The 18,147-nt window shown below is 73.0% G+C and carries 17 protein-coding genes; 6 read left to right on the top strand and 11 right to left on the bottom strand.

Features of this window, described 5'->3' with window-relative positions:
- Window position 1: 1 nt before the first annotated feature.
- The 4 genes from MMF93_RS21850 to MMF93_RS21835 all read right to left on the bottom strand — a co-directional run bounded on the left by MMF93_RS21850 (window position 2) and on the right by MMF93_RS21835 (window position 3,383).
- Complete coding sequence (locus MMF93_RS21850; RefSeq protein WP_242754121.1) at window positions 2–610, bottom strand: MarC family protein; 609 nt, start codon at window positions 608–610, stop codon at window positions 2–4.
- A gap of 342 nt (window positions 611–952) precedes the next feature.
- On the bottom strand, window positions 953–1,798 hold the full coding sequence (locus tag MMF93_RS21845; protein ID WP_242754119.1) for a PHP domain-containing protein: 846 nt from the start codon (window positions 1,796–1,798) through the stop codon (window positions 953–955).
- Window positions 1,799–1,936: 138 nt separating this feature from the next.
- The gene (locus MMF93_RS21840; RefSeq protein WP_114014436.1) at window positions 1,937–2,575 is read right to left on the bottom strand and encodes a DUF6758 family protein; all 639 of its coding nucleotides are present in this window, start codon (window positions 2,573–2,575) and stop codon (window positions 1,937–1,939) included.
- A gap of 217 nt (window positions 2,576–2,792) precedes the next feature.
- Entirely contained in the window at window positions 2,793–3,383 is a 591-nt protein-coding gene (locus tag MMF93_RS21835; protein WP_242754117.1) for a suppressor of fused domain protein, read from the bottom strand.
- Window positions 3,384–3,898: 515 nt separating this feature from the next.
- Here MMF93_RS21835 and MMF93_RS21830 point away from each other — a divergent pair.
- Window positions 3,899–5,029: a magnesium and cobalt transport protein CorA gene (locus tag MMF93_RS21830; protein WP_114023775.1), complete on the top strand. Its 1,131-nt coding sequence runs from the start codon at window positions 3,899–3,901 to the stop codon at window positions 5,027–5,029.
- Window positions 5,030–5,038: 9 nt separating this feature from the next.
- Complete coding sequence (locus MMF93_RS21825) at window positions 5,039–5,602, top strand: hypothetical protein (RefSeq protein WP_242754115.1); 564 nt, start codon at window positions 5,039–5,041, stop codon at window positions 5,600–5,602.
- A gap of 34 nt (window positions 5,603–5,636) precedes the next feature.
- Here MMF93_RS21825 and MMF93_RS21820 read toward each other — a convergent pair whose 3' ends face one another.
- Both MMF93_RS21820 and MMF93_RS21815 read right to left on the bottom strand, forming a co-directional pair.
- Window positions 5,637–7,142, bottom strand: coding sequence for a serine/threonine-protein kinase (locus MMF93_RS21820; protein WP_242754112.1), 1,506 nt, complete (start codon window positions 7,140–7,142; stop codon window positions 5,637–5,639).
- Window positions 7,143–7,244: 102 nt separating this feature from the next.
- Window positions 7,245–8,006 carry a hypothetical protein gene (locus MMF93_RS21815; protein ID WP_242754110.1) on the bottom strand — a complete coding sequence of 254 codons (762 nt, stop codon included), beginning with the start codon at window positions 8,004–8,006 and terminating at the stop codon, window positions 7,245–7,247.
- 212 nt (window positions 8,007–8,218) lie between these two features.
- Here MMF93_RS21815 and MMF93_RS21810 point away from each other — a divergent pair, with 212 nt between their 5' ends.
- The 3 genes from MMF93_RS21810 (at window position 8,219) to MMF93_RS21800 (ending at window position 11,312) form a co-directional block, all read left to right on the top strand.
- Window positions 8,219–9,544 (top strand): magnesium transporter MgtE N-terminal domain-containing protein, encoded by a 1,326-nt coding sequence (locus MMF93_RS21810; protein ID WP_242754108.1) that lies wholly within the window; start codon window positions 8,219–8,221, stop codon window positions 9,542–9,544.
- Window positions 9,537–10,052 (top strand): DUF1003 domain-containing protein, encoded by a 516-nt coding sequence (locus MMF93_RS21805; protein ID WP_242754105.1) that lies wholly within the window; start codon window positions 9,537–9,539, stop codon window positions 10,050–10,052. The genes MMF93_RS21810 and MMF93_RS21805 overlap by 8 nt, the downstream gene beginning before the upstream one ends.
- 102 nt (window positions 10,053–10,154) lie before the next feature.
- A complete protein-coding gene (locus MMF93_RS21800; RefSeq protein WP_242754103.1) occupies window positions 10,155–11,312 on the top strand; it encodes an Mrp/NBP35 family ATP-binding protein in 1,158 nt (385 codons plus the stop codon).
- Window positions 11,313–11,401: 89 nt separating this feature from the next.
- Here MMF93_RS21800 and MMF93_RS21795 read toward each other — a convergent pair whose 3' ends face one another.
- The 5 genes from MMF93_RS21795 to sigE all read right to left on the bottom strand — a co-directional run bounded on the left by MMF93_RS21795 (window position 11,402) and on the right by sigE (window position 17,206).
- Window positions 11,402–12,058, bottom strand: a complete 657-nt coding sequence (locus tag MMF93_RS21795; RefSeq protein ID WP_114023770.1) for a hypothetical protein — start codon at window positions 12,056–12,058, stop codon at window positions 11,402–11,404.
- A 204-nt stretch (window positions 12,059–12,262) separates the two neighbouring features.
- Window positions 12,263–12,820: a sec-independent translocase gene (locus tag MMF93_RS21790; protein ID WP_242754101.1), complete on the bottom strand. Its 558-nt coding sequence runs from the start codon at window positions 12,818–12,820 to the stop codon at window positions 12,263–12,265.
- Between the two features lie 160 nt (window positions 12,821–12,980).
- On the bottom strand, window positions 12,981–14,996 hold the full coding sequence (locus tag MMF93_RS21785) for a trypsin-like peptidase domain-containing protein (RefSeq protein WP_242754100.1): 2,016 nt from the start codon (window positions 14,994–14,996) through the stop codon (window positions 12,981–12,983).
- A 309-nt stretch (window positions 14,997–15,305) separates the two neighbouring features.
- Window positions 15,306–16,436, bottom strand: a complete 1,131-nt coding sequence (locus MMF93_RS21780; protein WP_242754099.1) for an anti-sigma factor family protein — start codon at window positions 16,434–16,436, stop codon at window positions 15,306–15,308.
- Window positions 16,433–17,206, bottom strand: coding sequence for an RNA polymerase sigma factor SigE (gene sigE / locus MMF93_RS21775; RefSeq protein ID WP_242754098.1), 774 nt, complete (start codon window positions 17,204–17,206; stop codon window positions 16,433–16,435). Before sigE ends, MMF93_RS21780 begins: the two co-directional genes overlap by 4 nt.
- Window positions 17,207–17,333: 127 nt before the next feature.
- Here sigE and MMF93_RS21770 point away from each other — a divergent pair, with 127 nt between their 5' ends.
- The gene (locus MMF93_RS21770) at window positions 17,334–18,029 is read left to right on the top strand and encodes an O-methyltransferase (protein WP_114023765.1); all 696 of its coding nucleotides are present in this window, start codon (window positions 17,334–17,336) and stop codon (window positions 18,027–18,029) included.
- Window positions 18,030–18,147: the final 118 nt, after the last annotated feature.

Genomic DNA, 18,147 nt, shown 5'->3' with positions numbered 1-18,147 from the left:
TTCAGCCCTTGCCCTGGATGAACTGGGTGATGCCACCGGCGATCTGCTGCACGGCGATGGCCGACAGCAGCATGCCCGACAGCCGGGTGACGAGGACGACACCGCCGTCCTTGATGACGCGGATGATCAGCAGCGAGTAGCGCATCACGAGCCACAGCACCAGGTGCATCGCCACGATCGCCACCCATACCGACAGCTGTCCGGCCCAGCCGTGGGCGCGCTGGACGGCGAGGATGACGGACACGATGGCGCCGGGCCCGGCCAGCAGCGGCATGCCCAGGGGGACGAGGGCGACGTTGACGTCCTTGGTCTGGGTCGGCTCGTCGGACTTGCCCGTCAGCAGGTCGAGCGCGACGAGCAGGAGCAGCAGGCCTCCCGCGACCATCAGGGCGGGGATGGAGACGTGCACGTAGTCGAGGATCTGTTTGCCGCAGATCCCGAACAGGGTGATCACCCCGAACGCGACGACGGCGGCCTGCCAGGCCATTCTGCGCTGCACCTTCACGGGACGTCCGGAGGTGAGGCCGAGGAAGATGGGCGTGATACCGGGCGGATCCATGATCACGAACAGGGTGAGGAAGACGGAGCCGAAGAGCGCGAAGTCGAACACGAGGTGCCTGTGCCTTGGAGGGGAGAGGGGTGGGAGTGGACATGTGCGGGCGCTCCGGCGGGGTGGGCCGGGCCCGGGGCGTGCCGGACACGGGCGTGCCCGGCACGGCAGGGCGCAGGGCGCCCGGGCGCGCGGAGAGGGGCGCGGCACGCGGCCGGCGCCGGGGGGGGCGCCCGACCGTCACCGGAGTGACCGGGCACCTCCGCGTCGCCGCGTACCTCAAGGGCGGCGCAGCGGTGTCGGGGTGCCCGGGTGCCGCCCCGGGCGTGCCCTGAGCGGCACCGGACGCGCCGTATGCGACACCGGGTGCCGTACGCGGCATCCGGTGTCCGCCCGCCGGGGTCAGCCCGTGACGGGAGCGGCGCCTGAGCCGCGTGCCGCGATCTCGGCGTAGACGTCGGGCGCGGTGGTGAAGTCGCCGAGGGCGAGGGGCTTGCGGGTGCCGTGGTAGTCGCTGGAGCCGGTGGCCAGCAGACCCAGCTCGCCGGCGAGGGCGTGCAGCCGGGTACGGGTTGCGGGCGTGTGGTCGGCGTGGTCCGCCTCGATGCCGTCGAGCCCGGCACCTGCGAGCTTGGCGAGCGCGCTCTCGGGGACACACTGTCCACGCTTGGCGGCCAGCGGGTGGGCGAAGACGGCGACGCCGCCCGCGCCCTTGATCAGGCGCAGCGCGTCGAAGGGGTCCAGCTCGTGCTTTCCGACGTAGGCGCGCCCGTCGTTCGCGATCCACTCCTCGGTGAAGGCGTCGGAGACCGTCTCGACGACACCTTCCTCGACCATGGCCGTCGCGATGTGGGGCCGCCCCACCGAGCCGTCGCCCGCGATGCGCCTGACCTGCTCCCAGGTGATCGGCACGCCCAGCTCGCGCAGCGCGGCGACCATCGCCCGGGCGCGGGGTACGCGGTCATCGCGGACGAGTTCGCGTTCCCGGGCGAACGCGGGCTCGTCCGGGTCGAAGAGGTAGGCGAGCATGTGGAGGCTGATGCCGTCCAGCCGGCACGAGATCTCGGCCCCGGTGACCAGGGTGAGTCCCGTGGGCAGTGCGGCGAGGGCTTCCGCGTGGCCGCCGACCGTGTCGTGGTCGGTGAGCGCGACGACGTCGAGCCCCGCGGCCGACGCGTTGCGTACCAGTTCGGCGGGGGTATCGGTGCCGTCGGAGGCGGTGGAGTGGGTGTGCAGGTCGATGCGCACTGCGACGGGCTCCGAGCGGTGGTGGGGGGGCGGATGACGGGCTCATGGCGAGCGTCCTCCAGGATAGCCGCACCGGTTGGCACCCCTGCGGCCAGGAACGCGAGCCCGTGAGCGCCCAAGGCCCGCGGGCTCGGGCGTTCAGGGGATGAGCCGTGGGGAGAGCGCTCCGCAGGGCACCAGATCGACCTCGGCCCCGGCGTCGCGCAGGTCGGTGAGGACCAGCTCGTCGTAGAGCATCAGTCCGGACTCCTGGGGCCACACGATCGCCCACAGCCACAGGCCGCACGCCTCACCGGCGAAGACCGCACGGTCGGCGGGCGCACCGTCCACGTGCCACAGGTGCGTGGGGTGGCCCGCGGCCAGGACCTTGGCCTGCGGTGGTTTGCCGCCGCAGATCGCGGGGCCGGGGTCGGGACCCTCGATCCCGGCGTGGCGCGCGCCGAGTCCGACGCCCAACTCCTCGGCGATCAGCAGGAGTTCTCCGGGCCCGCCCAGCGGTGCGGGGCCCGAGCAGGCGACGGCGGTGGCGCGGCCCCCGCTGCGGTCGTCTCCGGCGCAGGCCACGCCGGTGAACAGCCAGCCCACGGGGAGCGGCCAGGGCATCCACACGGGCACCTGGGTGCGGCCGACGACGACGGCGAGGGCGTCGACGCTGGGCGGGAGGACAGGCTGGAGCGGGTGCACGGCGCCGTGCACGCCGCACTGCCAGGTGTCGGCGAAGAGGCCGGGCGCCCTGACCCGGCTACCGCACTTCGGGCAACTGGGTTCGCCCCTCATGAGCTCCAACAGTCCTACCGGGTCGCGTTCCCGTCAAGGACGATCACCCGGGTGGAGCCCTGGCCTGTGCACGACCCTCGGTGAGACCCGCAGGTGGCGACATGACAAGCGGGTGATCACACCGGTGTGCACCGCATCAGTAAGCCTGTACGAGGCTTCGCCCTCGCCCAGGCAGGAGCGGCGCCTCAGGCGAGCGGCACCTCAGGCGAGCGGCACCTCAGGCGAGCGGTACGGCGCCGCGCAGCGGATCGCGGAGATCGGTCTCGTAGCGGAGCCAGCGCTCGTGGAGCGCGTCCGCGCCGTGGACCCGCTTCCAGGCCGCCTCCGTCGGCGTCATGGGCAGCAGGGGGAAGAAGCGGACGGGCTCGTGGGGCGGCTCCAGGGACAGGTCCTCGACCAGGCCGCCGGCCTCGGCCACCAGGACGGAGGTGAAGGGCGCCCCGGGCCACAGGGGCTCGCCGGTGTCCAGCGAGGCGCCCGGAGCGACGACGACCCCCTCGACCTGCGGTGCCGCCGCGAGCACGGCGAGTGGCCGCAGCACCTTGTCCGTGTCGGCGAGCCCGGCCCTTACCGTCAGCAGGAGTTCGGCGCGCGGACCGCGCTCGGGGTCGGCGAGCGCCTCGGCCGGATCGGCCATGGGGGCCGCCGACATGCCGCGCGTGGCGTATCGCACGATCCCGTCCTCCGCGTCCACGAAGCGCAGCACCTCGATGCGTTCCGTACCCAGGAAGGTGACGGCGGCGCGGGCGTCCGGCTCACCGAAGGCCCTGCGCACGTGGGTGTCGACCAGTGTGAGGACGTCGTTCATCCGGCGAGCATAGATCCCGGCGCCCTCGCCCAAGAGCGCGGCATGGTCGCGTAAGACGGCGGCAAAGGGGCACCCGCGACGGGCGGCGGCGGCACGGGAACCCGCGTACCAGTGCTACCGTTGGCTGCCGGTCAAGGCGTGTACACATCGTCCCCCACAGGGGCCCGGCCGGAGGAGGTGGGACTGACATGGATCCGAGTCGACCGTGCAGTACCAGCCGCTCTTCCGTCCCCGCGCTGGTCGCGCCGCACCGGCCCTGAGGCTCCCGCGCCACCACGCGGTGACACCGTCCGCAGGGTCTGGGAATTCCTTCTTCCCGGCGCACGCATGGCGGGAGAGCGCCCGCGTTCCGCAGTCACGCACTGTTTCGTTCGTCAGCGAATGTCGTCGCCGCGGCCCGCGTGTGGTGCCCGCTTTGCGGACCTCCGGGTAGGTACCCGTAGGCCCCCGTTCCGGGCAGCACGACGCCCCGGCCCGTGTGCACGGCGGCATGGCACGGCACCGTGGAGGGCCTCATGTCGATGATCCGAGAGCTGCGCGCAGCTGTGCGCCCGGCACTGCGCAAGGACAACCGTTCCGGGTACGGCACCGGTGTGCACGAGAGCGGCGGCCCGTCGATGAGCAGCGCGGTGGTGGACTGCGCGGCGTATCTGGACGGGCGCCGCGAGACCGAGACGCGCTCCCCCGCCGACGCGCTGTGCCGGGTCCGCTCCGCCGAGGGGCAGAGCCGGGACGGGTTCGTGTGGATCGGACTGCACGAGCCCACGGAGGAGGAGTTCTCGGGGATCGCACAGGAGTACGGTCTGCACCCGCTGGCCGTCGAGGACGCCGTGCACGCGCACCAGCGCCCGAAGCTGGAGCGTTACGACGAGAGCCTGTTCACCGTCTTCAAGACGATCCACTACGTCGAGCACGCCGAACTGACCGCCACCAGCGAGGTCGTGGAGACCGGCGAGGTGATGTGCTTCACCGGACGGGACTACATCATCACCGTACGGCACGGCGGTCAGGGTTCCCTGCGGGCGCTGCGGCACCGCCTGGAGGACGACCCCGAACTGCTGAGCAAGGGCCCCTCGGCCGTGCTGCACGCGATCGCGGACCAGACCGTGGACGGCTACCTCGCGGTCGCCGACGCGGTGCAGGACGACATCGACGAGGTCGAGATCGAGGTCTTCTCCGACCGCACGGGCGGCGGCAAGCGCGGCGGCGACGCGAGCCGCATCTACCAACTCAAGCGCGAGGTACTGGAGTTCAAGCGCGCCGTCTCGCCGCTGATGCGGCCGATGCAGACGCTGAGCGAGCGGCCCGTACGGCTGGTCGATCCGGACATCCAGAAGTACTTCCGCGACGTGGCCGACCACCTGACCCGCGTCAACGAGCAGGTGCTGGGCTTCGACGACCTGCTCAACTCGATCCTCCAGGCGAACCTGGCGCAGGCGACGGTCGCGCAGAACGAGGACATGCGGAAGATCACCGCCTGGGCCGCCATCTTCGCGGTACCGACGATGATCGCCGGGATCTACGGCATGAACTTCGAGTACATGCCTGAGCTGCGCTGGAAGTTCGGCTATCCGCTGGTGCTGCTGCTCATCGTGGCGATCTGCTACGGCATGCACCGCGGCTTCAAGCGCAACGGCTGGTTGTAACCTGCGGCCATGACCGCCACACCCGCCGCACCGCGCCCCGCCGACGGACACCTCGGCCGTGCCCTGATCGAGGAGACGGCCAAGAAGTCGGGAATGGTCTGGGTCAGGGGCCCCGTCGGCCCCGCACGCGGGCTGTGGCACGTGTGGCGCGAGGGCGGCGTCTACCTGGTCGGAGACGGCTCGCTGGAACAGCCGCTGGCGGACATGGGGCTGTCAGACGGCGCCACCGCGACCGTGACCGTGCGCGGCAAGGACAAGGGCGCCCGCCTCGTCGTCTGGTCCGCACGGGTGCGCGAGCTGGCGCCGCACAGCGAGCGGTGGCAGGCGGCCGTCGACGAGTTGAAGGGCAAGCGGCTCAACGCACCGGACGCGGACACCATGCTGCGCAGGTGGGCCGACGAGAGCCGTGTCCTGTGCCTGGAGCCGACGGGCGAGCCGCTGGAGCAGCCAGGATCGATGCCCCACGACGCGCAGGCGGCGCCGCCGCCTGCGACCCCGGCCACCACCCGCAGCCCGCAGCCCGCGGGGCTGCCGCGGCTGCTGGCCCGCCGCGGCAAGCGCCGGACCGGCTGACCTCCGGCGGCGTCCGTGCCCGCATGCCTGCGGGTCAACGCGCGGAGGCCGCCGCCCAGGGCGTCATCGATCCGGCGTCGGCAGGCGCGGCGTCGGCGCCGGCGTCCGGGTGGACGGAGCTGGTCACCTGTGGTTCGAGTCCGGCGCCGAGCGGGCCGCCGCCGGAATCCAGGTGGTCGAGGAACGACGCGAGGAAGGCGAGCGCGACCATCGCGAGGAGCAACAGAAGCTTCCCCATCAGGCTCAGGTCGCACAGCCAGCGCCACGCCTTCCACAGGCCTTTGCCCGTCACACTCAAGGCGACTTTGTAGGCCGGCTTGTCCTCCCGTACGGCGGAACCGCCGGAGGGGACGGCGTCCATGACCGCCGGGCCGTGTGCCGCCGCGGCGGGCGCGCCCGCCGGAACCGGCGCTCCCGGCGCACCGGGCGTGTCCGGCACGGACGAGGGTCCGTGGGCGCCCGGAACGGACGAGGGCCCGTGGGCGCCCGGCGCGGACGAGGGGCCGGACGAGGGGTCCTGGCTGCCGGGGGCCGGGCCGAAGCCCTGCCCCGGGACCGGCGTCCGGGCCGGGCCGTAGCCGGGCACCGCACGGCCGCCCCCGCCTCCGCCGGACGTCCCCGAGCCCCGGATGGCGAAGGTGGCGTCGTCCACCGCCGAGCCGTCCGCGACCCGGGTGAGCCGCGTCATCGCGGAGCCGGTGTCGGTGCGCTGGTCGGGGTCCTTCTCCAGCAGCCCGAGCAGCAGGGCGCGCAGCTCGGGGCCCGCGTTGGCGGGCGTCTGCGCCGGTTCGAGGAGGGAAGCGGAGAACGAGGCCATGGCCGAGCCCCGGTCGAAGGGCCCGTGCCCCTCGGACGCGCAGTACAGCGCGGCGCCCAGCGAGAAGAGGTCGGACTCGCGCCGCTCCTGGTCGCGCATCCGCTCGGGCGCCGTGAAGCCGGGGGTGCCGATGACGCCGGTCTGCGTCATCCGCGTCTGCCCGGAGTCGGCTTCGAGCGAGATGCCGTAGTCGGTCAGCATCACCCGTCCGTGCCGGTTCCCGGCGTGGTCGGAGGCGAGGAGGATGTTCGCCGGTTTCACGTCGCGGTGCAGGATGCCGTGCGCGTGCCCGGCTTCGAGCGCCTTCAGTACGGCAACGCCGATCCGGCAGATCTCCGCGTCCGGGAGGCGGGGCTCGTCACGGATGACCTTGGCGAGGTCGGTGGCGCCCGAGACGTACTCCATGACGATCCACGGCAGGCCCTCGTGCTGCACCACGTCGAGGACCGTCGCCACGTGCGGGTGCCCGCGCAGCTTGGTGGCGTGCAGCGCCTCACGGCGGGCGCGGCGGATGGGCGACAGGTCGCCGGATCCTTCGCTCCCTTCGCCACCGGACTCGCTACCGGCGCTGCCGCCGGTCCCCGCGGGCATCTCGATCTGCTTGATGGCGACCTGCGCGCCCAGGGTCTCGTCGTCGGCCAGCCACACGCTGCCCATGCCGCCGGCCCCGAGGCGCTCCCGCAGTCGGTAGCGGCCTACGTACTCCCCTTGCGTCCCGGCCACCCGTTCCGTCCCCCTCGCTCAGCAATTCGTCTTTTTTCTTCGTCTGTTGATCCTTCACCGTAACGGGCGCCACAGTACTCAGCGCGTCCGGCCGGGCGGGGGTCAGCCCTTCTGCTCCGGGGAGATCCGTTTGCCGTAGTCGACGGTCTGGTCCTTCTTCGGCGCCTGGAGCGCGAACCCGTCGTTCCAGTCGGTGAGCCGCACGGTGCCGGCCCCGCCCGGGCGCTGGAGCCGCAGCGGGTAGGGGCGGCCCTTCAAGGAGACGTCGATGGTGCCGCCGCTCCCCTCGCCCGCGGTGACCCGGATGGTCTTGGTCCCGTCCACCTCGCCGCGCTCCCCCGTCGTGCGCTTGCCCTCCATGGCCAGCAGCCCGTCGAGGAGGGTGCTCATGTCGGTGAAGACGCTCAACTGCTTGTAGGCGGGGTCCTTGCGGGGCACCTTCACGTACTTGCCCTTGAGCTTCTGTGCGGCGGTGACGTCACTCTTGTCGGGCTTTTTGCCGCCCTCCTGCTGGGCCCAGAAGTCGGTGCCCGCCTTGAGGTAGAGGTCGCGGTCGGTGCGCAGCAGTTCGAAGGTGGACCCGCCCTCGGCGGAGACCTCCCCGACGCCGCCGCTCTTCTTCAGGCGCATCTTGAGCCGGTAGGTCTGGCCCTTGCTGACGACACTGCCGTCGACGCGTACGGCCTCGGCGCCCTCGGCGGCCGACCTGGCCTTCTTCTCGATCCTGGTGGCCGAGAGCTTGCCCACCCCGTTGGTGCCCGCGTCCGGATCCTCGTCCGCGCACCCGCTCAAAGCGGTGACCGTTCCGGCGCTGACGAGAGCGAGCAGCGCTGCACTCCGGGGTGCGCGGGCGCGTCCAGGCACGAGGGGGTCCTCCTGTGGTCGGCGGCAGGACGGCACCCTACCCGTAGGAAGGGGCCCCTCCGGAAGCCAGCCGTCCGGACCACACCGCTACGACGCCTGTGGCGCCGGTCACGCTAGCCTGAATCCGTCATAACCGGGCAATCAACCGGAAAGCCGCGAAGGTTTCCGTGCGGGAGCGATCGGCCGGCGCGGGCGAGGAGGGTGGACGAGTCATGGCAGCGGGAGCTCCCCGGGTCTTCGTCTCCCATCTGGCGGGCGTCGCCGTCTTCGACCCCAACGGCGACCAGGTCGGCCGGGTCCGCGACGTGGTGACGATGCTGGGCGGGCGCCGCCGGCTGCCCAGCGTGCTGGGCCTGGTCGTCGAGGTGGTCAGCAGACGGCGCGTGTTCCTGCCCATGACCCGGGTGACCGGTGTGGAGTCGGGACAGGTCATCACCACCGGGGTGCTCAACATCCGCCGCTTCGAACAGCGCCCCAACGAACGCCTGATCCTCGGCGAACTGCTCGACCGCCGGGTGACCCTCCTGGAGACGGACGAGGAGGTCACGGTGCTCGACGTGGGCCTGCAACGGCTGCCGGCCCGCCGCGACTGGGAGATCGACCGGCTCTTCGTCCGCAAGGGCCGCAAGGGCGGCGGACTGCGGGGCCGTCGCGGTGAGACGCTGACGGTGGAGTGGGACGCGGTGACCGGCTTCGCCCTGGAGGAGCGCGAGCAGGGCACCGCCAACCTGCTGGCCACCTTCGAGCAGCTGCGCCCCGCCGACCTGGCCAACGTCCTGCACCACCTCTCCGAGAAGCGCCGCGCCGAGGTCGCCGCAGCCCTGCACGACGACCGGCTCGCCGACGTACTGGAAGAACTCCCCGACGACGACCAGGTCGAGATCATCGGCAAGCTCGCCGACGAGCGGGCCGCCGTCGTCCTGGAGGCCATGGACCCCGACGACGCCGCCGACCTCCTCGGCGAACTCCCCGAGGCCGACAAGAACCGGCTGCTGGACCTGATGCAGCCCCAGGAGGCCGCACCGGTGCGCCGGCTGCTGACCTACGAGGAGGGCACGGCCGGCAGCCTCATGACGACCGAACCCATCGTGCTGCGCCCCGACGCGAGCGTCGCCGAGGCGCTGGCCCGGGTCCGCGAGGAGGACCTGCCGGCACCACTGGCCTCGCAGGTCTACGTCTGCCGCCCCCCGGACGAGACACCCACAGGCCAGTACCTGGGCGTCGTCCACTTCCAACGGCTGCTGCGCGAGCCACCCTTCGCGCTCGTCGGCTCGATCCTGGACGCGGACCTGCGGCCCCTGCCGCCCGGCACGACGCTGCCCGCGCTGACCAGCTACATGGCGGCCTACAACATCGTCTCCGCGCCCGTGGTGGACGAGGGCAGCCACCTGCTGGGCGCCGTCACCGTCGACGACGTGCTGGACGACCTGCTGCCCGAGGACTGGCGGCACGCCGCGGCCGGCGGCGGGCTGCCCGGCTTCTGGGACGGCGTGCTCGAAGGACGCGCACACGAGGGGGGAGCAGAGCGCGATGGCTGAACGGGAAGGGCCCCGGCTCGACGTACCGCGCGCACCACGGCGCGCACTGCTGCCGTCCTACGACCCGGAGATGTTCGGACGCTTCTCCGAACGGATCGCCCGCTTCCTGGGCACCGGCCGCTTCCTGCTGTGGATGACGATCGTGATCGTCGTGTGGATCGGCTGGAACATCATCGCGCCGCAGGGGTGGAAGTTCGACGAGTACCCGTTCATCTTCCTCACCCTGGCCCTCTCCCTCCAGGCCTCCTACGCGGCGCCGCTGATCCTGCTGGCGCAGAACCGGCAGGACGACCGGGACCGCGTCAACCTGGAGCAGGACCGCAGCCGCAACGAGCGCAGCATCGCCGACACCGAGTTCCTGACCCGCGAGATCGCCGCGCTGCGCATGGGCCTGGGCGAGGTCGCCACCCGCGACTGGATCCGCTCGGAACTGGCCGAACTCCTCAAGGAGCTCGGCGAGCGGGAGCAGGGCGGCGCAGCCGCCCGGGAGAGCGACCAGGACCGCTGACCGGGCGCCCGGGGCCCCGCACGCCGTACCGCGCGCGCCGGGCACCGCCACACGACCCCCGCCCCTTATCGGACACGGCCCACACGGCCTTACTATTCAGTTATGGCTACCGAGACCCAGGCGACCACCCCCACCGAAGACGCCGTCCGCGCGGCGCTCGCGACGGTGAACGACCCGGAGATCCACCGGCCGATCACCGACCTGGGCATGGTGAAATCCATCGCCATCGCGCCCGACGGCACCGTCGACGTCGGCATCTATCTGACGGTCTCGGGATGCCCGCTGCGCGAGACGATCACCGCCAACGTGACCGAGGCCGTCCAGCGCGTCCCCGGCGTCGCGAGCGTGCGCGTCGAGCTGGACGTGATGAGCGACGAGCAGCGCCGCGAGCTGGCCACCTCCCTGCGCGGCGGCAAGGCCGAACGGGAGATCCCCTTCGCCCAGCCCGGCTCCCTCACCCGGGTCTACTGCGTGGCCTCGGGCAAGGGCGGCGTGGGCAAGTCGTCCGTGACGGTCAACCTGGCCGCCGCCATGGCGGCCGACGGGCTCAAGGTCGGCGTGGTGGACGCCGACATCTACGGCCACTCGGTCCCCCGCATGCTGGGCGCCGACGGGCAGCCCACCCAGGTCGAGGACATGATCATGCCGCCGTCGGCGCAAGGCGTGAAGGTCATCTCGATCGGCATGTTCACGCCCGGTAACGCCCCCGTCGTCTGGCGCGGCCCCATGCTGCACCGGGCACTCCAGCAGTTCCTCGCGGACGTGTACTGGGGCGACCTGGACGTGCTGCTGCTCGACCTGCCGCCCGGCACGGGTGACATCGCCATCTCGGTGGCCCAGCTGATCCCGAACGCGGAGATCCTGGTCGTCACGACGCCGCAGCAGGCGGCGGCCGAGGTCGCCGAGCGCGCCGGCTCCATCGCGGTGCAGACCCACCAGAAGATCGCCGGTGTGATCGAGAACATGTCCGGCATGCCGTGCCCGCACTGTGACGAGATGGTCGACGTCTTCGGCACCGGCGGCGGCAAGCAGGTCGCCGAGGGGCTCACCCGCACCACCGGGGCCGACGTCCCCGTCCTGGGCGGCATCCCCATCGACCTGCGGCTGCGCGAGGGCGGCGACGCGGGCAAGCCCGTCGTCCTCAGCGACCCGGACTCGCCCGCAGGCGCGGCGCTGCGCGACGTCGCGGGCAAGCTCGGCGCGCGCGAGCGCGGTCTGGCGGGCATGTCCCTGGGCCTGACCCCCAGCAACAAGTTCTGAACGAGGCCCGAAACGGTCCGGGACCGCCCTATGCCGCGGGCCCCGCACGGAAGGTTCCGTGTGGGGCCCGCGGCATACGAGGGGCGGGGTCAGCGCGGCTCGTAGCCGGTGATGTCCTTCACGACGCGGAAGCCGAGTCCGTAGGCGCTCATGCCGCGGCCGTAGGCGCCCAGGTGGACGCCCTCCTGGGCCGAGCCGGCCAGCACCCACCCGTACTCGGACTCGCGGTAGTGGAAGTCGGTCGGCACCCCGTCGACCGGCAGGGAGAGGGTGTTCCATCCCGCCCCCTCCAGATCGTCGGCGAGCTCCCAGGCGACGCCGGTCTGCTGGTCGAGCCAGTCCTGGCGCAGGCTGCGGTCCATCTCCATGGGGTAGCTGCACGAGAGCAGCCCGGAGCCGGCCAGCCAGGCGGCGGTGGAGACGGAGGTGGCCTCCAGCGTGCCCGTACCGTCACCGCTGCGCCGCACCGGGCGGCTGGCGAGGGTGACGACGACCGTGAAGCTCTGCTCCTGCGGCGAGTTGTCCGCGTGCAGAGAGGGCTCCTCGCCGTGGCCGGTGGAGCCGTGCTCCACCGTGCCGTCGGCCGCGGTGCCGACCCGCATCAGCCAGCGCGGCCCCGTGAAGGCTTCGTCCAGGCCGTACCACGGAAAGGCGGCCATCAGGTAGTCGTCCACCGCCCGCCGCGCGCCGGGCACACCCTGCGCGGCGGGCTCGGATTCCCCGGCCAGCCGACTCGTCGTCTCCATCTGCGCGACGCCTCCTCATTGCCCTGTGCCAATGGGCAGCCGAGCCCGGCGACCCCCGACACTGGGAGGATAGCCACACCGGTCCGTCGTGTCGGGCATGCCCAGGGGATCAGGACGCGGTGCGGGTGGCGAGATGGACGGCAAACGCCGCAGATGTCCCAGTGCCGAAAGAGCAACGGTGACGCGATCGTTGCCTGCCGCGTGTCACGTGGCGTCCGCGTCGAACGGGGGCGGATCACCCCGGCGAGGGCCGTCGCCGCCCACCGGCCGGCCGTTCACCCCGTCGGAGCCATGCTTGGCCAGGTCAGGGGTACCGCGCGTGGGCGAGGAGGCACCCTTCTTGACCATGTCGATCGCGCCGGAACCGTTCTTCCCCGCGCTCGAACCGGTCTTCCCCGCGCTCGAACCGTTCGACCCGGCACCGTCGGCCGCACGGTCGCTGCCGTTGACCGCGTCGGTGACTTCGTCCAGATCCTTGCGGAAGTCGAAGCTGTTGCTGATCTCCTTGAGGCCCAGGTCCTCGTTCTCCAGCAGATGTTTGCGCGCGAACGTCTTCGGATTCAGGTCCTCGAACTCGAAGTCCTTGAACTCGGGACCGAGCTCCTCCCTGATGTCCTCCTTCGCACTGTCGGAGAACTGCCGCACCTTGCGGATGAAGGCGGCGACATCCTGGATCACCTTCGGGAGCTTCTCCGGGCCGAACACCAGCACGGCGAGCACGATGAGCGTGACCAGCTCCAGTGGTCCTATGTCGAAGAACACCGCGCAGCTCCCTCACTCCGTCCATGGCTCTCACGGCCATCAGTCACGGTACCCGCCCTCGGCCCGAACACGGGACCCCGCCCTCGCAACCGACTTGACCGCGCGCCGTCCGGACGGCCCCGTCCCGCCCCCGACGACCTCGTCCCACCCCCCGACGACCTCACCCCGTCGCCGAACCGAGCGTGACGGTCACGGTCCGTTCCTCTCCCGCGCCGCCGGGCCGCACTTTCAGCTCCAACTTGTCGCCAGGACGATGGCTGCGCACCCGCACGATCAGCTCCTCACCGCCGGCCACCGCCGTGCCGCCCACCTCGGTGATCACATCGCCCTCCCGCAGCCCCGCCGAGTCCGCCGGGCCACCGCGCACCACCGCGGGGCCGCGCCCGCCAGGGCCACCGATCCGCGCACCCTCACCGCCGTACTCCATGTCGAGAGTGACGCCGATGACCGGATGAGTGGCCCGGCCCTCGTTGATCAGCTCCTCGGCGACCCGGCGGACCTGATTGACGGGGATCGCGAAACCGAGCCCGACACTCCCGCCGCCCTCCCCCTCGGGCAGCGCGGCATCACCGCCCGCGCCCTTGATCGCGCTGTTCACCCCGATCACCCGGCCCCGGCGATCCACGAGCGGGCCCCCGGAGTTGCCCGGATTCATCGGGGCGTCCGTCTGGAGCGCGTTCACGTAGCTCATCTCATCGCCCGGATCCTCGCCCCCGGCCGTGATCGCCCGCTCCTTGGCGCTGATGATGCCGGTGGTGACCGTCCCGTCCAGGTCGTACGGCGCTCCGACGGCGACCACCGGGTCGCCCACCCGGACCGCGTCCGAATTCCCCAGCGGCAGCGGGCTGAGCCCCGACACGCCTGACACCTTGACGACCGCCAGGTCGTAGCCGCTGTCACCGCCGACGACCTGCCCGGTGGCGGTCTGTCCGCTGTTGAAGGTGACCCGCACCGAGTCACCCCCGTGCGCCGAGGCGACCACATGGTCGTTGGTGAGAATGTGACCCCGCCGGTCCAGCACGAACCCCGTCCCCGTCGCCTCCGCCCCGCCGCCGCGTGCGTGCAGCGTGACGACGCCGGGCAGCGTCTGCCGCGCGATGCCGGCGATGCTGCCCTCGGGCCGCTCGCCGCCCGCACCGCCCGCCCCGGCCGCCGTCTGCGGCAGCTCCACGTCGCCCACACCGCCGTTGCGCTCGACGTACGCGCCGATCAGGCCCCCTGCCCCACCCGCGACCAGCGTCAGCACGAGGGCGCCCACCGCCAGCCGGGAACGGCGGCGGGGAGCGCGCCGCGGCGGCGTACCGGCCGGCGGTGACGGCAGCGGCAACACCGCCGTCGCCCTCCCCGTCGCCGTCCCCGTCCCTGTTGCCAGCGACCCGGACTCCGGGAGACCGCCACCGCCCGACGGCCCGCCGTGGGGCGGTGGCGTGGCGGGGGGTGGGAAGTGGACGCCGTGGGGTGGGGTGGGCCCGGTAGGCGGCACGTGGACGCCGTGGGGCGGGGTCGTGGCGGGCGGCGGCACGGGGACGCCCTGCGGGGGCGTCGTGGCGACGGGCGGTACGTGGACGCCGTGGGGTGGCGTGGTGCCGGCAGGCGGCACGGGGACGCCCTGCGGGGGCGTGGAGGCGGCAGGGCGCTGGACGGGCGGTGCGGGAGCCCACGGGCCCGGCCCTCCATACGGCGGTGTCGCGTACGGATCCACGCCATGCAGCGGTTGCGGTCGAGCCGCGGGGAGCTCCGGCTCCGTCCGCGCCGCCGGAAGCTCCGGGCCCGGGCCCGGCAGGGTGGCCGCCGCTCCCCTCCCCGACGAGTCCGGTGCGGACGGCGCCTGGCCCTCGGACCCGGTGCGTTCGCGGGACGACTCGTCGGCGCGCGACGGCACGGCGGAGGGCGGCGGCTCGGCGGCGTGCGACAGCTCGACGGAGGGCGACGACTCGGAGGCGCCGCGCGGCGGCCCGGCGGAGGGCGACGGCTCGGCGGCGCGGGACGACTCGTCGGAGGGCCACGGCTCGACGGGGCCACGCGGCGGCCCGGCGGAGGGCGACGACTCGGCGGCGCCGCGCGGCGGCTCGGCGGGGCTCGGCGTGCCGGCCCCGGTGGCCTGCTGCCCGGCGTCGGGCCGGCGCGAGCGGTTACACCACGTCGGCGGCTGCCTGGTGGCCTTCGGCTCATCCATGCTCTCTCCAGCTGGTCGCCCGCACTGCTCCCTCTTCCCCGCTTCATCCAGCCTCCCGGCTCGGACGCCGCCGCCAGCCGGGACAGCACCTCACACGGTGCGTCCGTGGCGGGGCGCGTCGCAGGGTACGAGGGGGTCAGGAGGATTCAACCAGGTGCGCCCTGTCCCGCACAGCGGGCGTCAACACGGCGCGACCCGGACCACCTCAGGGGGCGACCCCGGCCGAGCCGGGACGCCGCGCGCCCGGCACACGGCATCCGGCCCTCACCGAAGGTGAGGGCCGGGGAAGCAGCGGGTGCGGCGCCAGGTTCAGCGTCCCGCCGGGGTGGCCGCGGCTGTCGCAGGAGCCGGGTCAGCGCCCGTGGCCAGCGGCGCGCGGCCGGGGAGGGAACGCAGCACCGTCGGATCGTCCTGCCCCGCGGCGCGCTGGGCCTGCCCCGCACCGGGAGCGGGCGGGCTGCCCTCCGGCGCCTTCGAGGAGGACTTCCCTTCCCCGCTCAGCGCCCGCAGGGCCTCCGCCGGGCTGTCCTGCTTCGACCATCCCGCCAGATCCATCGAAGGCGACAGCCGGCGGGGGTGCAGCGCGGACAGCGGGGAGAGCTGTGCGGACGCGGAACGCTGCAAGAGACTCACCGGCGCCGTCAGCCGCGCGCGGGGAGCGGCCGCCCCGCGTGCGGTGGCGGGTGCGAAGGTCGGGCCCGGGGCCGTGCGGGCGCTCAGGGCGCCGTTGCGCGGCTCACCACCGCGGCGCCTGGTGTCGCGCAGGCCCCCGCCCGAGCCGGTGGAGCCGGTGGAGCGCACCGAGTTCGCCGACGGGCTGTCGCCCCCCGCACCGGTGCCGCCGCCCGTGGCCCCCGCGGCGAGGGTGCCGCCGAAGGCGAGGGCAGCGAGGGAGAACGCCCCCGCCGCGGCGAACGCGAAGCGGCGCCCGCGGGAGGCGGAGCGCTCTCTTTCGGCACGCTCCCGCTCGGTGGTCCCGAGTCGCTCCGGGCGGTCCACCCGGGGCGTCTCGTGTATCCGGAAGCCCCGCTGCGGCGTCAGGGGGCCGCGCCCCGCTCCGCTGACCGGCAGATACTCGAACGCCCAGGGCGAACGCTCGGAACCGCCGGACAGCCCGGCGACGGCGAGAGCCCCCAGCTCGCCGCGCTCGGCCGGGGAGGCGCCCGGGCCGCCGGGGCCCGGGCCGAAGTCGTCCGGCCCCTGCGGGCCCAGCGCATCGGTCGCGGGCAGCCCCTGGAGCCGGGCGAGGAAGCCTTCGGAAGGCGGTGGTGGTGCGGCGGCCGAGAAGACGTTCTTCAACCGGCGCTGGGCGTCGGCCTCGGCCTTGCAGCCCTCGCACGTCGCCAGGTGGGCGAGCACCCGCTCGCGCGCGTCATGGCCGAGCTCGCCGTCGACGAGGGCGGCGAGACGGTCCCCGAGGTGGTGTTCCGCGGGAGTCACCCGGCACTCACCTCCCCGGCCCGGGCGGCCGGCACCGCCGCGCTCAGCGCGCGCTGCTGCTCGGCCCTGGCCTCGGGCGACCGGTGCTTGAGTGCCTTGCGCAGGTGGGAGCGGCCGCGGTGGATACGGCTGCGGACCGTGCCCAGCTTCACGCCGAGGGTGGCGGCGATCTCCTCGTAGGAGAGGCCCTCGATGTCGCAGAGGACCACGGCGGCGCGGAACTCGGGAGCGAGGGTGTCCAGCGCCTGCTGGACGTCCGCGTCGAAGTGGGTGTCGTTGAAGTGCTGCTGCGGCGTGGGCTCGCGGCTGGGCAGCCGCTCGGCGGCGTCGTCGGCGAGCGCGTCGAAGCGGATGCGCTGCTTGCGCCTGACCATGTCCAGGAACAGGTTGGTGGTGATGCGGTGCAGCCAGCCCTCGAAGGTGCCCGGCGTGTAGGTGGACAGCGAGCGGAAGACGCGGACGAAGACCTCCTGGGTGAGGTCCTCGGCGTCGTGCTGGTTGCCCGTCAGGCGGTAGGCGAGCCGGTAGACGCGGGCGCTGTGGGTGCTGACGATCTCCTCCCAGGAGGGAGGGGTCCACGCCTGGGCGTCCGCGGCGGTCTCGAAGGTCGCCGTCGTCGCGGAATCGGCGGAGCGGGCCTGGTCAGCAGTGTTGGTCACGGATTTCGGCTGCCCCGCGGACCGGCGGATTCTGGCGAAGACGCCGCGGTCCCGGCTCGCAGCCGCACCTCCCCTGTCGGCTCTGGTGGTGTCCACTGGAGCCCCTACCATAGCCACATCTCCCGTTAGCTCCGGATAAGCGTCTTTGCCCGGCTTTGGCGACCGCCGCATGCCGGTCTCTCCCTCCTCAACGCCCAGTCCCATCAGCAGGTTCCCGGGCCAACGGATACAGTCACGATTGCGTGGAGGACGGGGACAGGAGAGGGCCATTACCGGCAACCGGCAGACGAGCTGGGCGCTCGCCGACGCGTACGGCGCCGAGCTGGTCGAGAGCGCCGAGAGCGAAGCGCTGCGCTGGGCCCGCGCCAGGGCCCAGGACGTCGGTCTGCGCTCGGTCTCGCCTGCCACCGGGGCGACGCTGCGGCTGCTGGCTGCGACCGCCGGAGCCAAGGCGGTCGCCGAGATCGGTACCGGTACGGGCGTCTCGGGCCTGCACCTGCTGCACGGGATGCGCCCCGACGGAGTGCTCACCACGGTGGACATCGAGCCGGAGCGCCAGCAGTTCGCGCGCGAGGCCTTCCGGGCCGCGGGGTTCGTGGGCAACGGCGGGAACCGGGTCCGCTTCATCCCCGGCCGCGCCCTGGACGTGCTGCCCCGTCTCGCGGACGGCGGATACGACCTCGTCTTCTGCGACGGAGACCGCGCGGAGTGCCTCGACTACCTCGCCGAATCGTTGCGGCTGCTGCGCGAGGGCGGACTGATCTGCTTCGCCGGGGTCTTCACGGAGGGCCGTACCGGCGACTCCGCGGTCCCGCCCGCCGAAGTCCTGCGACTGCGGGAGCTGTTGCGCACGGTGCACGAGAGCACCGTTCTGGTGCCCTCGCTGCTGCCGGTCGGCGACGGCTTGCTGTGTGCGGTCAAACGCGGTGAGTGACCGTCCGCTTGTGCGGCGCGGGGCTGGATCTGCCCTTGTGCGGCGCGGGGCTGGATCTGCCCTTGTGCCGCGCGGGGCGGGATCTGTCCCCGCGCCGCGCGGGGCGCGGCCGGCGACC

This window comes from Streptomyces tubbatahanensis, from assembly GCF_022699385.1.
Lineage (GTDB): Bacteria > Actinomycetota > Actinomycetes > Streptomycetales > Streptomycetaceae > Streptomyces > Streptomyces diacarni.
Note: the sequence above shows the minus strand (reverse complement) of the source record. Positions and strands in the feature narration are given on the sequence as shown.

Coding starts and splice junctions, on each gene's coding strand:
- sigE (WP_242754098.1), bottom strand. CDS start 17,206: ATGGTAGGGGCTCCAGTGGACACCACCAGAGCCGACAGGGGAGGTGCG.
- MMF93_RS21785 (WP_242754100.1), bottom strand. CDS start 14,996: ATGGATGAGCCGAAGGCCACCAGGCAGCCGCCGACGTGGTGTAACCGC.
- MMF93_RS21825 (WP_242754115.1), top strand. CDS start 5,039: ATGACCGCCACACCCGCCGCACCGCGCCCCGCCGACGGACACCTCGGC.
- MMF93_RS21810 (WP_242754108.1), top strand. CDS start 8,219: ATGGCAGCGGGAGCTCCCCGGGTCTTCGTCTCCCATCTGGCGGGCGTC.
- MMF93_RS21795 (WP_114023770.1), bottom strand. CDS start 12,058: ATGGAGACGACGAGTCGGCTGGCCGGGGAATCCGAGCCCGCCGCGCAG.
- MMF93_RS21800 (WP_242754103.1), top strand. CDS start 10,155: ATGGCTACCGAGACCCAGGCGACCACCCCCACCGAAGACGCCGTCCGC.
- MMF93_RS21830 (WP_114023775.1), top strand. CDS start 3,899: ATGTCGATGATCCGAGAGCTGCGCGCAGCTGTGCGCCCGGCACTGCGC.
- MMF93_RS21840 (WP_114014436.1), bottom strand. CDS start 2,575: ATGAGGGGCGAACCCAGTTGCCCGAAGTGCGGTAGCCGGGTCAGGGCG.
- MMF93_RS21805 (WP_242754105.1), top strand. CDS start 9,537: ATGGCTGAACGGGAAGGGCCCCGGCTCGACGTACCGCGCGCACCACGG.
- MMF93_RS21835 (WP_242754117.1), bottom strand. CDS start 3,383: ATGAACGACGTCCTCACACTGGTCGACACCCACGTGCGCAGGGCCTTC.